Raw genomic sequence first — 16,880 nt, forward strand, 5'->3', positions numbered from 1 at the left:
AAACATGAGATATTTTCTATTCATATTATTGGTAGGATTGTTGAGCGCATGTAGTTCGGACGACGAATCTAATGCGGGTGCAACAGCTGCCAAACTGGAAGTGTCGAAGAATGAGGTGAAGTTGAGTAACGTAGACGGTTCGTTTACAATCAACGTAACGGCTACCTCTACATGGACTGCCGAAGTGACCTCGACAGGCGACTGGTTGACTATATCAAAAAGCTCCGGAGAGGGGAATGGTGATCTCCGTTTGTTTTTTACCGAGAATACAGACGGCCCCAAGCGCACCGGAACAGTAAAAGTATCAATGTCGGGTGCAGGCTCGACATTGGAACAAGAGATTAGCGTAGAGCAACTGGGGGCCGATCCCGATATTTTGTTTGATTATTCATCAGCCCCTTTGTCATTCCGGGGAGGTACATTCACCTGCAAAGTAGTGGCAAATGTGGAATGGGAACTGGAGATAGCAGCAGAGTACGACTGGATCAAGTTGAAGGAAGCAACTCCCAGAACCCGCAGTTTTGTGACGGATGAAGTAACATTTGCCGTAGATGCAAATGCAAACAAAACCAGAACAGCCGTCCTGATATTCAAATCCGTAGGAGATTATACATTGCAGCGTGTCCTGAAAGTGACACAAGACGGTGTAAGCGGTGAGGTGACGATAGAACAGGATGAGTATATCATTCCTTATAAATGTCCTAAACTGGTTATCTCGGCTCCGCAAGGAGAAAACCCGGTAGATTACGATGCTGTAATATCCGAGAGTTGGATTACGCAGGATAAGAAAAACTCTACTGCCAATGAAGTCGTATTGAATATCGAAAATAATGAAACAGTCTTTCCACGTACAGCAACGGTAGAGATGTTGGATAAAGTAATTACCATCTTCCAATATGGTAAACCCGATACAAGCATCGGTGACGATCATTCTACTTCTATACTCGCTTTCCCGGGTGCCGAAGGTGGCGGTCGTTTTACTACCGGTGGTCGTGGCGGCGAAATCTATCGTGTGACCACGCTGGCAGATTATAACAAAAACGAAACCCCTATTGAGGGCAGTTTACGCTACGGAATTGAGAAATCCAACCAACCACGCACCATCATTTTTGATGTATCCGGTATCATCGAACTGAAAAGAGGGCTGTATCTGAATGAATATCCTAATTTGAGTATCATTGGTCAGACCGCACCGGGCGACGGTATCACATTGAAGAATTACAACTTCACCTTTAACCTGTCGAAAGATCCGGCTATTGGTGCAGGTGGCAGTCTGAATGCTATTGTTCGTTTCTTGCGTTGCCGTCCGGGCGATCAGTTTGCCGATTATGGAGAAGATGCGATTGGCGGACGCTATTTCAAAGATGCCATTATCGACCATATTACAGCCGGATGGAGTGTGGATGAAACACTGACTTTCTATGGCGTACAGAACTTCACGGCACAATGGTGTATCGCTTCTGAAAGTATGAACCTGTCTAACCATGCCAAGGGTGCTCATGGTTATGGTGCTATGTTTAGTGGAGATAATGCTTCTTTCCACCACATACTGTTAGCACACCACGGTAGCCGCTGCCCGCGTATCTCCGATTTGTCTGCTCCCGGTACACAAGAATCTTATGACTTTACCGGATATTTCGATGTGAGGAATAATGTCTACTACAACTGGAGTGGAAGAGGACAAGGCAGTTATGGCGGAAAGTATGCTGCTTTCAACCTGACCAACTGCTATTATAAACCGGGGCCAGCTACCGGAACAAACAACCGTTCTTACCGTATCCTGTCAAGTGATCCTACTGCCAGAGCTTATATCAATGGCAATTATGTGTTAGGTAACACAGGTGTCACGGCTGATAACTGGACAGAGGGTGTTTGGGGACAATTCGATTCTTCACTGGGTACGGTTCCTGAAGCAGAAAAGCAAGCTATGAAGATGGCAGATTACCAACCTTTCAGCAAACTGACCAGTCACACGGCTGAACAAGCTTACGATAAAGTATTGGAATATGCCGGAGCTTCTTTGCGTAGAGATGTGATAGATCAGCGTATCGTTCGCGAAGTAAAGAATGGTACTTACACCTATATCGGTTCCAAACCCGAAGAAGACGGCAAAGCCAAGCAACCCGGTATCATTGATACAGTATCAGATACTGAAGGTTACATTAAGGTGAAGTCGTTGAATCCTTGGCCTGATACGGATGGTGATGGAATTCCTGATATTTGGGAAGAAGCTTACGGGTTGAATCCTAACGATCCGAGTGATGCACAAAAAATCAGTTCGTCGGTTGATCCTAACGGACGCTATCCGAACATCGAAGTTTATTTCCACAACCTGGTTCAGCACATTATCTATTATCAGAACCAAGGCGGAATAGTAATGGAAAAGAAATAAAGGTGTGGAGCAAATAAATCTATTTACAATAAAAGCATAGAATGATGAATAAAATAATCATAAGCATATTTATCCTGCTGTGGGTAGCAGTGGGTGCTATGGCACAGACTGCTACCGTGACCGGTACGGTGACCGACGATATGGGGCCGGTAATTGGTGCCACAGTAACGGTGCAAGGCACTTCAATAGGTGCAACGACCGATTTGGATGGTAAATTTACATTGACCAGTGTGCCCAATGTAGCCAAGGCCGTGTTGATAGTTCGCTATGTAGGTATGGAAGAAGCAAAAGAACCGTTGAAAGGACGTACCTCGAACATTAATATCCACATGAAAGAAGCTGTCGGAATGTTGGATGACGTAGTCGTAATCGGCTATGGTACGCAGAAAAGAGGTAACCTGACCGGTTCTATCGCCAGCGTATCCGGCAAGATATTGGAGAAAGTACAGACCACTTCTGCTGCTGAAGCCATCGTCGGTAAACTGCCGGGTGTGCAGGTGACAGCTGTAGACGGTTCGCCGGATGCTGAAATTAAGATTTTGGTACGTGGTGGCGGTTCTATTACACAAGATAACAGTCCGCTTATCATATTGGACGGATTTGAAGTAAGCAGTCTGAACGATGTTCCACCTACCGATATTGAATCTATCGAGGTCTTGAAAGATGCGGCTTCCACAGCTATCTATGGTGCGCGTGGTGCCAACGGTGTAATCTTGGTGACAACCAAACGTCCTGTTGAAGGACGGGTTGTCATTAGCCTGAACACTTATGTGCAGACCAAAGAACTTTCCAACAAACTGGATGTGATGGACCCTTACGAATTTGTATTGATGCAATATGAAAATGCGCGTCAGAAAAGCTCTAATCCTACAGCTTTTAATAATAAGTATGGACATGCTTACGAACACTACATCTATCAGGGAAATGCCGGAACTGACTGGCAGGACGAGGTGTTCGGTTCCAATCCGGTGGCCAAATATGTAGACCTTAGTGTGAATGGCGGTACGGAGAAAGCCAAATATAAACTATCCTTTATCCATCAGGACCAACCGAGTGTGATGGTAGGCAACGGACTGAAACAAAACAATATGAACGCTTCTTTCAACTTCAAACCTTTTAAATTCCTGACGTTGGAATACCGCACGCGTTTGTTGCATAAGGAAGTAGATGGATCCGGTACGGAAGGCGTTAGTTTGTTGACTGCTTTGCGTGAAAAACCGACTAAGGGTCTGGATGAATATATGAAACTTCCCGAAGACGATACGTATTTCGATCCCGATCAACTGGAAGAGGAAACTCTTTTTGATCCCAAAGAAGAATCGAAAAGAAATTATAAAAAGAGAATCAACAAGTCGCTCAATACGATGGGAGCCGTGACCTGGGATATTATGAAGGGTATGACTTTCCGTAGTGAATTTGGTTTCGAGAATAACTCTGAAGAACAACGCCGTTTCTGGGGTATGGAGACCAGTAAAGCTCGTAGCAACAATAACCAGCCGGTGGCGGAATGGAGCATGAAACAAGGTACCAAGTGGCAGCTTACCAACGTGTGGAACTACAACTTTATGCTAAAAGAAGCACATGATATCCGTCTGATGTTGGGACAGGAAATCAAGCATAACCAGACTACTACCAAAACTTACTCTACTCGTTTTTTTCCGGAAAATATCACGGCAGAAAAGGTCTTTGATAATTTGTCGCTGGGTACTCCTTACGAGAACTCCTCGTCAGCGGCCTCTCCCTCTCGTATTTCTTCATTCTTTGGCCGTATCAACTATGGCTATAATGATAAATACCTCGCTACGGTAACGCTGCGTGCCGATGGTTCTTCCAAGTTTGCCAAAGGTAACCGTTGGGGATTCTTCCCGGCAGGAGCGTTGGCATGGCGTATCTCTAACGAAGACTTTTTGAAAGATAATCAGGTCGTATCCAACTTAAAGTTGAGATTAAGCTACGGTTCTTCCGGTAACGACCGTATCGATGCCGACCTTTATCAGAAATTGTATGGGGTAAGCAGTTCCCGTCCTGCCGGATGGGGAGAAGTCAGCCACTATTACTATAACTTCTATAACTCTAAATATGTGTACAATCCTGATGTGAAATGGGAAACCACCATCACACGTAACATTGGTATTGACTTCGGTTTCTTTAAAGAACGCCTTAGCGGTACGATTGATGTGTACTGGAATACAGTCAAAGATTTGCTGGTGCCTTCGGATATTCCAGGTTACACAGGCTACACTAAACTGATGACCAATGTGGGACAGACATCCAATCGGGGTATAGAACTTCAACTGAATGCCTGGCTGATAGAAACGAAAGACTTCTCACTGAACGCCACATTCAATATCGGTCATAATAAAAACAAGATTGATAAACTGGCAAGTGGTGAAAAAGAATGGATTCTCACTTCGGCCTGGAGAAATGACGTCGTGAACTCTGATGATTATCGTGCCTATGTGGGTGGTACCAGTGGTTTGATTTACGGTTATGTCAATGATGGATTCTATACCGTAGCCGATTTTGAATCTTTCGACTCCAAATCCAGAACATGGAAACTGAAAGAAGGAGTGGTAGATTCAAGCCCATTGTCCGACACTCCGCGTCCCGGTAATGCCAAGTTCAAGAAACTCACTCCGGTAGATCCCAACAGCACCAATCCTTATCAGCTGACAGAAGCCGACCGTACTGTTATTGGCAACACTACTCCGAAATTCTCGGGAGGTTTTGGTCTGAATGCTACTTATAAAGGATTTGATATGAGTATGTTCTTCAACTTTATGTATGATTTTGATGTACTGAATGCCAACAAAATTATGCTGACCACTTGGGCGGACAATAAAGAGAACAACTTCCTGATGGACATCGCTTCAGATAAACGCTGGCGTAACTTCGACGACATGGGTAATGAGATCCGTTACAGTCCGGAAGTACTGGCAGAATTCAATAAGAATGCTACCATGTGGAATCCCACTTCCATCGGACGCCCCATCTGTATGTCGTATGCCGTGGAAGACGGTTCATTCCTGCGTCTTAATTCAGCTACCCTCGGTTACACCTTACCAAGTGTGTGGACGAAGAAAGTCGGTTTGAGTAAAGTGCGTTTCTATGTATCGGGCAATAATCTGTTTACCCTTACCGGATATAGTGGTTATGATCCGGAGGTGAACATCGCTACCGGTTTGACACCGAACATTGATTATAACCGTTATCCGCGTAGCCGTACCTATACATTTGGTGCACAGTTGACTTTTTAATTGAAATCTATAAAATGAAAGAACAATGAATAAGAAACTAATATACTCACTCATTGCCGGAACTATGTTCACTTTGACGTCTTGCGATGATTTTCTTGATGTGCAGCCCGCCTCCGGCTTTACTCCCGAGTACATATTTTCCAGCGAATCGGAGATGAAAGCGTTGATGACCCGTATCTACTCTTCCATGACGGAAGACGGATTGTACGGAAGTAACCTTGCCAGCGGTTTGAATACGAATACCGATGTGGAAATGAGTTCGTTCAAGAACAACACTGTCAGTACCAATGGCTCGGATATAGGCTGCTTTGATTCCCGTCCCACCTGGTCGGTATTGAACGCTACTTGGAACAATATCTATTATGCTATCAATTATGCCAACGACTTTTTGCAGGCTGTGCAGGAGTCACCATTGTTTTCCGATAAAGTAACAGGTGATACTCCTTCCGAAACACAACAGATGTATGGAGAAGTGAAAACTCTTCGTGCCATGCTCTATCTGGACTTGATCCGTACATGGGGAGATGTAGTGTTTATTATCAAACCAACGGAAGCGACCGATGACTTCTTCAGTCTGGGTACTACCGACCGCAATGTCATTCTGGAATATCTGATTGATGACTTGATAGCTGTAGAACCGATGATGAAATATGCAGTCGATTTGGATTATGGCGTAGAACGTGCTTCACGCGAATATTGCCAGTCGCTTATCGGACAGTTGGCTCTCTATCGGGGTGGTTGGACTCTTCGTGCCGACAAAGAAGATGTGACTCACGTAGGTTACATGGAACGAGGTGATAACTTTGAACATTATTATGAGATTGCCATCACTTATCTGGGGAAGGTAATCAAAGAAAGCAAACACGACTTGACTCAAAGTTTTGAAAACTTGTGGGTAAATGAATGTAACTGGAAGACTGCCAACAACGATGATGTCATGTTCGCTGTTCCGATGCTGAAAAGTGTCACCAGTCGTTATGGCTATAATATCGGTGTTACTATTGCAGAAGGTAAGCACTCTTATGGCAGCGCCCGCAACTATGTAACTTTCTGCGGTACGTATGTTTATTCGTTTGATAAGGATGATTTGCGTCGTGATATGACTTGTGTACCTTATAAATATGATAAAGACCTGAATCAGGAGATTGATATGGGAGTGACTGGTATGGGTGTTGGTAAATGGTCCAAACTCTATATGCAGTCTCCGCTGGGTGCTTCCAGTGGTTCTAATACAGGTATCAACAGTGTACGTATGCGTTTTGCAGATGTTTTGCTGATGTATGCTGAAGCAGTCAATGAACTTTACGGACCGCGTGACGATGCCAAAGAAGCACTGAAGCGTGTTCGCCGCCGTGCTTTCGATGCGGCTCAATGGACGGATAAAGTAGAAAGTTATGTAGAGAGCCTGACTAATGAAGCAGATTTCTTCCAAGCAGTCATGGATGAGCGTAAATGGGAGTTTGGTGGTGAAGGTATTCGTAAATACGATCTTGCGCGTTGGAATAAATATGGTGAAGTTATCTACAATCTTTATAACGAGATGACTAATTGGGGATTGGTAGCTAACGGAGCTTACGTACCAGGCATTGAGAAAGTACCGTCTAATATCTATTACAAGCAAGTGACGGACCCTGAACATTCTGATAGAAAGGTATTAGACATTGTAGGTATTGACGAATATGGTCCCGGTGTAGGTCGCCCTGCCGGTTACACAGTATTGGAGTATGCGTTGGGATGGAGAGTGTTGAACAAAGAAACACAGCTTTATGAAACGTTGGATGCTATTTCATGGAGTTTCCGTGGATTTATCAACAAGAACAACGATCAATTAGTGAAACCTACCGATCCTGTGAGATACCTGTGTCCTTATCCTGCAAAGGTTATAACAGACCATCGCGGATTGATTCGGAACTATTATGGATACTAATCAGTAAAAAGACAAACGTTATGATAAAGTTATTACGAAAACTTGCAACGGCTATGCTGCCCGCACTCCTTTGCGGCACCCTGTTCATAGGCTGCGAGGCAGATGATAAATATACGAAAGTGGACGACCTGTTCCAGCCCCGGTTTGTATTGGAGAAACCGGAGGTGAAAGCAAACTCTGTGACATTGGTATGGTATAAAGTGAACGATGCTATCTCTTATACGGTACAACTACATCAGGATCAATATTATACCAGCTTGTTTATGGAGATAGAAACCACTGATCCTTATGTGTTTATCGATGATATTCCTTACGGAACTACTTTCTATATTCGTGTACGCAGTAATGCTGCCAACGCTACCAACAACTCGCAATGGAAATACACCAGTGCCTCTACTGAAGCTCGTCCGGAATATGCCCAACTGGTGGAAGATGTTTCCAAAACCGAAATTACGGAATCATCGGCTATCATTCGCTGGAAGAAAGACAATAAACAGAATCCGGTGGATAGTATAAGCATTATCCCTATGATGAATACGACACTGCCTGGTATTAGCCGCTATCTGACCATTGAAGAAATGATGCAGGGATTTGCCGAGGTGGATGGTTTAACGAAGAATACACTGTATGCTGTCAACCTGTATGATACCAGTAAACCGCGTAAATATGACAAACCTTATAATCAGGTAACGTTCCGTACGGCAGGCCCGTCGGCTATGTCCATACCGGTAGGCTTGGATGACGATTTATCTGCGATGTTGCTGAACAACGATGTCGATCCTGAAGTGCCCGAAGGTACAGAATACTATTTGCCTGCAGGTTCTTCTTACCGCGTCACTCCGTTCGCTTTGATGAAAGGCTTCCGTTTGGCCGGTAGTCGTGATGGAGTTAAACCTATTGTTGTTTTGGAAGGTAGTTGGAGTATTGCAGAGGGTTCTTACCTCTCCAGTCTGGAGTTTGATAATATTGAATTCCGTCATGAAGCAAACAATAACTACTTTATGAATACCAGCAAGGCATACACAATAGAGAATGTCAGCTTTGTAAATTGCGATTTCATAAGTCTTCGCCGAGGTTTCTGGCGCCATCAGTCCGCTAATGCCAAGTACATTATGAATCTGGAAATGGAAGGATGCCGTTTCGAAGGTTGTGGATGGCAAACAAGTGCTTATGGTGCATTTAATCTTCAGTCTTTCGACAAAGATAACGGAGTTTCTTATGACCAGGTAGACCGTGCAATCTTCCGCAACTGTACATTTAGCAACGACAATGATGGAACCAATGGTTATGGCTGGGGTAACCTTTTCTATGCTCCTTATATGGATAAACCTATCGACCTGGAATATAAGAATGTAACTATTTACAACTACAGCCGTAATCAACGTCTGATTAACATTGAATCTGCCGTAGGTTCTAAATTGGTAATGGAAGGTATCTTGTTGGCATCCCCTTGCGGTGACTTGTTTGCTATCGGTGCTAACACTACTACTACATTCTCTAATAACTATACCACCGCAGACTATACATTGGGAGGTAAGAATATGAATGCGACCGATTTGAAAATTACGGCAGTCGAACTGTTTGCCGATCCGGCTAATGGAGACTTGACGATTAAGGATACCTCTTCTCCGATTGTAAGCAACCGTGCCGGTGATACTCGTTGGTTGCCTTAAATTTAAATTGAGAATATGAACTTACATGATTAAGAATAAATTAAAATATAATATTATGAATCTGAAACATTTATTTTTCTTAGCGGTTGCCGGAACGTTGGCAGTAGCTTGTAGTGAAGTTAATGAAAATTCTCTTACTGATGGCGATGGTCAAAGAATGCTTCGCACTATCAGTTCGGGCAACGACCGTTTCACTACACGATTGAATAGCGAAACCAGTGAATGGGAGAACGGTGATGCTATTGGTATATATATGTTCGATACGGAAGATAAGAATGTGTTGAACGATGCCCTTAACGTGAAATATACGACGATTGGCGAGGGGCTTACGGCGAACTTCTCGTCCGATCCCGGAATAGCAATCTATGATATGCCTACGAATTTCGTAGCCTATTATCCGCATACTACATCTGCAGATGTTATTGATGCCACAGCAGCACTTTATAAAGTAGATGTAAGCGATCAGTCTGACGGTATCTCTGCCCACGATTTAATGTGGGCAAAGGCTGCCAACCAGTCAACGGAATCATTGTTGGCAGGTGGATTGGCATTCACTTTCCATCATAAGTTAGTGCTTCTACGTGTTAAGATTACGAATGAAAACGTGTCGAATGTGACAAGTATAACGGTAGGGGGGATGAATACCACAGCTACTTTCAGCCTGATAGACGGGAAATTGACTAACATGGATACGCAGAAGTCTATTTCCCTGCAGAAAACAGGAGATAAATCTTTTATTGGTATCATGTTGCCTGCTGAAGAGTTGATAAATAAAATGTCGCTCACTATCATGGCAGACGGTGGTAAGTATCAGTACACAGTGCCTGAAGGCAGCAAGATAGATAAGTTTGTTGCAGGCTATGAGTATACCTTCAATATCAATGTAGGAAAAGAGACTAGCGGAGAAATAGGCGGTGGTTCCGGCAGCAACACACCTTGGGGTGATGGTGGCAGCGAGGATGGCGACGGTGATAAAGTTTCAGAGAATGAAGCAATTCCTGCTGATTATGCTCAAAAAGCGATTAATGCAGAAACAAACCTGTCGACAATATTGTCCGGTGCTTCCGGTAAAGTTGCGTTAGTATTTGCTGCCAATGCAGAAGGTTATACCTTTAGCGATGCAATGGTAGTGCCCGAAGCTGTAACAGAGTTGTTACTGATTGGTGATACAGAAAAACAAGTGAAGATGAATCTGAAACAGATACAATATACCAGTCTTCAAAAGATAGCATTGAATAACTTAGATATTACAGGTGATAACTCAACCGCTCTGCTGACTAACAATGAAACTGCCCAACTCGCTACTGATGCTGTGGTAGATTTCAAGAAGTGTAACTTTAGTAACATGAAGACTGTTTGTGACTGGTCAACCGGAGATAACGGGGCACAAAACTTACTTTCTGCTGTAGTGATCGATGATTGTCTGTTTGCCAATATGCAAAATGTCTTCAACTATTATGGTTCTAAAGCAATCACTATCACTAACTCTACACTTTATAAAATGACAGAACGCGTCATTTACGTGAAAGATGCCAATAGTGTAGTTATCACTGTCGAAAATTGCACATTGGCAGATATGGCAAAGACTCCATTTGAAAGCCGATATGCGAATGGTAATCTCTATTATAAGAATAATATTTCGGCCTGCTTCGTTACAAGTAACCCTAACATAGGCTATAAAATGGATGTACGGGAATTCTCCGGTAACTATGCAGCGGCAGCTACCGAAGCCGGACAGATGCCTGTATTGAATGTACATGGAAAAGCAATTGATACCAATACTTTTCCTAATGCCTGGATAGATACGTCCAAAACAGTTACCGAACTGTTTGAAGATGCAGGAAACGGCAACTTCAAACTGAGAATTGATGCTCAAGTAGGTGACCCGCGTTGGTATAAGAATGTAAAATAACCATTGAATTACTCTTGTAATACTGATTAAACATTACAGTTATGAAATTATTTCATTCATTATTATATCCCTTGTTAGGTGGTTTGTTTTGCCTCTCTTGTTCGGATGATGAGCAAGATTCAGGTACAAAACAACCTACTACTGCGGGAGAGGTTACCTTCGGTGTAGACCTCACAGGTTTCTCAACCCGTGTCACCCAAGACGGATCGTCATGGAATGACGGAGATAAGATCGGAACATACGTATTGGATATGAAGACTCTTGAACCTGTCACAGAAGCAGCGAATGTACCTTATGTCTGCTCGGAAGAGGGTGCGTCGGTTTCTTTCACTTCCACTACACCGCTGAAAGTGCAAAATGATGGAACACCGGTGAAGTTTGTGGCATACTATCCGTATAATGCCGATGTACGTAATTTTAATTATCCCGTGCAACTGGCCGCTCAAGAAAGAGGAAGTACGGCGTGCGACTTACTATATGCTGCCACGAAAGAAGAATACACCTACTCTCCGGAGAACGAACCCCATATCTCATTAAACTTTACCCATCGTCTGGCAAAAGTGATTCTGAAGTTTGTGAATATGGAAAAAGAACCGTTGGAAGTAAGTGATGTACGGATTGAGGGGATGCAAACTGCCGCTTCATTCAATATACAAACAGATGTACTGACGGTTGACGAAAGCTCTGTTGCTACAATCAACCCTTATCACAATGCTACAACAGGATTCTACGAAGCTATCATTCTTCCATCGGCATTGACAGACAGCTATAAAGTGTCTTTCGTATTGGACGATAGAGAGAAAGAGTGGATATTTACTAATTTGGACATTGCTTTGCCGCAATTCCACAAAGGTTATAGCTACACATTCGCACTCTACATAGACGACAGCGGCTTTGTAGAGATGGGACGTCTTGAAAATGTGGAAGGTGGAAACTCATCAGCTCCCTGGGAAGACGGAAGCAGTGAGGACGGAACGGCCGAAGGTGACAAGACTCCTGTATCAGGATATGCCTTCACACCTGCCGACGGCACGCAGCAAGCACTAGCAGATACCGAACTGAAAATCGCCTTTGAAGGCACTGCACCCGAACTTGGTACGAGTGGTTGTATCCGCATCTATCGTATGAGCGACCATAAACAGGTAGATGAAATCAATATGGCAGAACGCAGACAGTCTATCGTAAACGGTCAGACCCAACTGAATACGTGGATGGATATTATCGGCGTTACGCCTACCGGTTCTTCCGTCAGTCGTCGTATCGTCAATTATTATCCGGCACGGGTGGAAGGTAAGAGTTTCATTATCAAGCCTCATCAACAGCGCTTACAACCCGACACCGAATATTATGTAACCATCGAACAGGCAGCAGTGAAACAAACAGACTTCAAGGGAGTATATGGCCGTGCATGGACGTTCAAGACGAAGCCGGCACCAGCATTGACCGGACAGAACTATGAGGTGAAAATTAGTCACACCGACCCCAATGCTGACTTCTATACTTTGCAAGGTGCTATTGACTTCTGTGCCACACATGTCGATTTGAATGCTGCTAAGACATTCCGGATGGATGACGGTATCTATCAGGAGATTATCTACTTGCGCGATCAAAGCAACATCACAGTAAAAGGAAATGCTAGTGATAATACGGCTGTCAATATTCAATATGATAACAGCAATGATATTAACGGTGGTATAGGCGGCGGAACCAATATCGATCAGTTTGCCCCTACCGGCACTATTGTGCCCTCTTCCGGAGGTCGTTCGGTGGTGATACTCGATGGTAACAGTGATAAAATCCGCTTTGAAAATGTGACGATAGAGAATGCGTATGGCTGGACACTAGGCAAGAATGGTCAGGCCGAGGCACTTTATATTAACAACAAATCGGCTGCTTTTATCAATTGCCGTGTCTTGAGTTTCCAGGATACTTTGCTTCCCGGTGGAGGTTACAACTGGTTCAAAGATTGTTTCATAGCCGGAGCTACCGATTTCATCTGGGGGGCGGGTAAGGTGGTACTGTTTGAAGACTGCGAACTTCATGCGCCTACCGGTACACGTGCTGTAATGCAAGCGCGTGTCAGTGCGGGTTACTTGGGATATGTATTCTTGAACAGCCGTTTCACGGTAGGCGAAGGCGTCACTAACTCTACTTTGATTTATCAGTTCGAGCCGGACAATCTGACCTTCTTAAACTGTACGTTTGCCGATGTGTACGGTCCTAACTTTGTAGGAGAGAATAAACCGCTGACACCGGCTGTACCTACTGTTGCCACCGGCTGCAAACTTTACAACTGCAAGACTGAATCGGGTTCGGATATTTATCAATCTATTCCGGCAACGGTGCGCAATACAGTGCTGCAACTTAGTAAGGAACAATACGATCAATACTTCGGTACACGTGAAACCATCATGAGTTGGGATGGCTATACCGATGCGGCTTGGTTCAAATAATAAAATGTTTAGGTAAAAAGATACGATGAATAGATTGAATCGAATGACTGGCTTGGTACCAGTCATCATAGGACTATTTTGTGCTTGTCAGGGTACTGCCAAGCAGGTGGATGTGGAGACAGATTTGAAGGCAATGTATGCAGACCTTCCTTTCTCCATGCCCGCCATAGAGCGTCCCGTTTTTCCCGATTATCAGGTAAATATCTGTGATTTCGGAGCAAAAAGCGATGGGGTGACGCTGAACACGGAGGCTATTAATAAGGCTATCAAAGTAGTGCACGACAAAGGAGGGGGGAAAGTAATCATTCCGGAAGGTTTGTGGCTCACAGGCCCCATTGTTTTGCAAAGTAACGTCAATTTGCATGCAGAAAAGAATGCTTTGATTGTGTTTAGCGGTGACACCTCGTTGTATCCGATTATTACGACTTCATTTGAAGGACTGGATACACGGCGCTGCCAGTCGCCTATCTCGGCAATGAATGCAGAAAACATAGCTATTACCGGTTATGGCGTTTTTGATGGAGCGGGAGACAGATGGCGTCCTGTGAAGAAGGATAAAATGACGGACAGACAGTGGAAGAATCTGGTGAACTCCGGTGGTAATGTGGATGAGAACGGCAAGGTGTGGTATCCTAATGAAGGGGCATTGAAAGCATCCGTTCTCATGTCTGGCCAGGGGAATCAACAGGCTGAAATCACGAGTGAAGAATGGGAGGAGATGAAAAGTTGGCTGCGTCCTGTACTGCTAAGTATTGTGAAGAGTAAAAAGGTGCTTCTGGAAGGCGTGACTTTCAAAAACTCTCCGAGCTGGTGTCTTCATCCGCTTTCGTGCGAATCTTTGATATTGAATGATGTAAAGGTGTTCAATCCCTGGTATTCGCAGAACGGAGACGCGCTCGATGTGGAATCATGCAAGAATGTGCTGATTGCCAACTGTTTCTTTGATGCGGGAGATGATGCAATCTGCCTGAAGTCTGGTAAAGACGAAGATGGCCGTCGCAGAGGTGAACCTTGTGAGAATGTGATTGTGAGAAACAATACCGTTTTGCATGGTCATGGCGGATTCGTAATTGGTAGTGAGATGTCCGGAGGAGTGAAGAATGTATATGTGTCCGAATGTTCTTTTATCGGCACGGATGTCGGGTTGCGGTTTAAAAGTGCCCGTGGACGTGGTGGCGTCGTGGAGAATATTTACATCAACAATATAAATATGATTGATATTCCTAATGATGCTTTGATTGCCGATTTATATTATGCGGCCAAAAGTGCTCCCGGTGAACCGATTCCGAGTGTGAGTGAAGAGACTCCTGCTTTTAGGAACATCTATATCTCGGATGTGTTTTGCAGGGGAGCAGGACGGGCGGCGTATCTGAACGGACTTCCCGAAATGCCGATTGAGAATATTTCCATCAAGAATATGGTGGTTACTGGTGCTAAAGAGGGTATTGTAGTGAATCAAGTGGCAAAGCTCAACATCGAGAATGTTGAAATTGACACTCCTGACCAATCTATGATACAGATCGAAAATACAACGGATATCACCATTAACGGAAAAGATCTGGGAACGATTTCAGAGAAACGGTTGCTGACCAAGAACTAACTGTACTACTCGTTTTTATACTGTTTTTATTGTCAATCTGTCAGAACGGAAGTTAAAGAAGTGAATTACAGTATAATACATGTTGACAATAGAAGCTGACAATAGGCTGACAATAAGAATTAAGAGTTCTATTGTCAGCCTGTTTTTTTATTGTATAGTTATGCTGACATCTTGGAATTGTTGTTTTAAGGTTCTGATATAGTTGCATTCGTATGCCTGTACAGTTGAGTAAGTATGTCTGTATAGTTGAGTAAGTATACCTGTATAGTTTGATTAGTGTGCCGGTATAGTTGGGCAAAGGTGCCTCAGGGAAAACGCATTATAAATCATGTAAAATAAGTTCCCATAAGAATTCATTATCCCACCCTGCTATTAATCTTTTTCTATTGATTGGTATCTCTCTTTTGTTGTTTCTTAATGTAGCCAATGCAATTTTCGCCAGTACGGAGAAGTTTAATGCTGATATATTTCTTCTTCTGGTATTATCTTCATGGAAATTGACATCTAGCTGCCAATGTAGATTATTCTCAATTTCCCAGTGTTCTCTACTATTTTTAAGTATCTTCTGCGCATCAGGTTCCAAGGAAGATATAAAACATCTTTTTTCCACTGTAGTGCCTTTGTTTGTATTTCTGGTATTCTCTATATATCCGAAAGACTGTATATTTTTCCACTTCTTTCTAATATCTGCTCCCAGAAAACCAGGATCGTTGCAGCAATAGCAGATTCTCGACTCATTCCTGCCATGTCCTTCTTCATGCGTCTCATATTTGTCAAATCGTACTGTTGTACCTTTTGATACAATACTTTCTGTTACTGACAGTACTATTTCCTTTAATTTCGGTTGATTATCTTTCACTATAAAAATGTAGTCACCTTCTCCCTTTATGACTTTCTCTGCAATTGTACGCTGGCATCCTAAAGCGTCAATTGTAATAATACAATCTTTTATACACAACATATCTAATAATTCAGGAATGACAACTATCTCATTTTCCTTTTCTTGTGTACATAACTGTCCAAGGGAGACTCCCAGTTCTGTTGCAAATGCACTGATGACATGCAATTTGTACTTTCCCGTATTCGAATCAGGAAGCACTCCTTGTTTACGATGACGCTTGTCCTGTTCGGATTCATAGGCTCCTCGTATGGTTTTACCATCAATGGCTATATGCCCCGAATAACATTTGAGAATGCTTTGGACCCATTGCCTATAAGATTCTTCAAATTTTAAAGGATCTAATGCCGAGAAAAAGCGATTAAATGTATCATGGGAAGGGATACCATTAAAATTGGAAAGCTTGGCTGCAAAAAAAGATTCTTTACTTTTACCAAAGTCTTCTATTGAATTCCAAGTATCAGCGCCACATATAACAGCAGAAATTGCAATAAGAACAATGGTACTGGCCTGATGTTTTTTACAACGGTCTATCCGGTTATCTATCAATATTAATGAATCAGCAAATTCATGTAGGTTGCTGATCTCAATCTTTCTTTTAGTTTCTTGCTTCATTTTAATTGTGATTTATAATCACGTAAATGTACTCAAATAATATTGTAAATGAAAGATAAATATCTTATTAATAAGATGAAAAGACAATATTGGTGTAAGATAAATGTATAAAAGATTAAGGAAAGAGTATAATGCGTTTTCCCTGAAAGGTGC

Annotated in this window: 8 protein-coding genes; 7 read left to right on the top strand and 1 reads right to left on the bottom strand. The window is 43.1% G+C overall.

What is annotated here, in order from left to right; translation table 11 throughout:
* The first annotated feature begins 4 nt into the window (after positions 1–4).
* The 7 genes from BSCG_RS0128040 to BSCG_RS02000 are packed head-to-tail and all read left to right on the top strand — an operon-like array spanning position 5 to position 15,214.
* A complete protein-coding gene (locus tag BSCG_RS0128040) occupies positions 5–2,392 on the top strand; it encodes a BACON domain-containing protein (protein WP_032849848.1) in 2,388 nt (795 codons plus the stop codon).
* Positions 2,393–2,436: 44 nt separating this feature from the next.
* Positions 2,437–5,649 carry a SusC/RagA family TonB-linked outer membrane protein gene (locus tag BSCG_RS02025; protein ID WP_032849850.1) on the top strand — a complete coding sequence of 1,071 codons (3,213 nt, stop codon included), beginning with the start codon at positions 2,437–2,439 and terminating at the stop codon, positions 5,647–5,649.
* Between the two features lie 25 nt (positions 5,650–5,674).
* A complete protein-coding gene (locus BSCG_RS02020) occupies positions 5,675–7,576 on the top strand; it encodes a RagB/SusD family nutrient uptake outer membrane protein (protein WP_004301526.1) in 1,902 nt (633 codons plus the stop codon).
* Between the two features lie 20 nt (positions 7,577–7,596).
* On the top strand, positions 7,597–9,249 hold the full coding sequence (locus BSCG_RS02015; RefSeq protein WP_008777425.1) for a DUF5123 domain-containing protein: 1,653 nt from the start codon (positions 7,597–7,599) through the stop codon (positions 9,247–9,249).
* 55 nt (positions 9,250–9,304) lie between these two features.
* Positions 9,305–11,161, top strand: a complete 1,857-nt coding sequence (locus tag BSCG_RS02010; protein WP_004320964.1) for a fimbrillin family protein — start codon at positions 9,305–9,307, stop codon at positions 11,159–11,161.
* Positions 11,162–11,202: 41 nt separating this feature from the next.
* A complete protein-coding gene (locus tag BSCG_RS02005) occupies positions 11,203–13,614 on the top strand; it encodes a pectinesterase family protein (RefSeq protein ID WP_008777426.1) in 2,412 nt (803 codons plus the stop codon).
* Between the two features lie 25 nt (positions 13,615–13,639).
* Positions 13,640–15,214, top strand: a complete 1,575-nt coding sequence (locus tag BSCG_RS02000) for a glycoside hydrolase family 28 protein (RefSeq protein ID WP_008777427.1) — start codon at positions 13,640–13,642, stop codon at positions 15,212–15,214.
* Positions 15,215–15,533: 319 nt separating this feature from the next.
* Here BSCG_RS02000 and BSCG_RS01995 read toward each other — a convergent pair whose 3' ends face one another.
* Positions 15,534–16,727: an ISAs1-like element ISBaov2 family transposase gene (locus BSCG_RS01995; RefSeq protein WP_008777428.1), complete on the bottom strand. Its 1,194-nt coding sequence runs from the start codon at positions 16,725–16,727 to the stop codon at positions 15,534–15,536.
* Between the last annotated feature and the right edge of the window lie 153 nt (positions 16,728–16,880).

The organism is Bacteroides sp. 2_2_4 (genome assembly GCF_000157055.1).
Classification (GTDB): Bacteria; Bacteroidota; Bacteroidia; order Bacteroidales; family Bacteroidaceae; genus Bacteroides; species Bacteroides ovatus.

Coding starts and splice junctions, on each gene's coding strand:
- BSCG_RS0128040 (WP_032849848.1), top strand. CDS start 5: ATGAGATATTTTCTATTCATATTATTGGTAGGATTGTTGAGCGCATGT.
- BSCG_RS02025 (WP_032849850.1), top strand. CDS start 2,437: ATGAATAAAATAATCATAAGCATATTTATCCTGCTGTGGGTAGCAGTG.
- BSCG_RS02020 (WP_004301526.1), top strand. CDS start 5,675: ATGAATAAGAAACTAATATACTCACTCATTGCCGGAACTATGTTCACT.
- BSCG_RS02015 (WP_008777425.1), top strand. CDS start 7,597: ATGATAAAGTTATTACGAAAACTTGCAACGGCTATGCTGCCCGCACTC.
- BSCG_RS02010 (WP_004320964.1), top strand. CDS start 9,305: ATGAATCTGAAACATTTATTTTTCTTAGCGGTTGCCGGAACGTTGGCA.
- BSCG_RS02005 (WP_008777426.1), top strand. CDS start 11,203: ATGAAATTATTTCATTCATTATTATATCCCTTGTTAGGTGGTTTGTTT.
- BSCG_RS02000 (WP_008777427.1), top strand. CDS start 13,640: ATGAATAGATTGAATCGAATGACTGGCTTGGTACCAGTCATCATAGGA.
- BSCG_RS01995 (WP_008777428.1), bottom strand. CDS start 16,727: ATGAAGCAAGAAACTAAAAGAAAGATTGAGATCAGCAACCTACATGAA.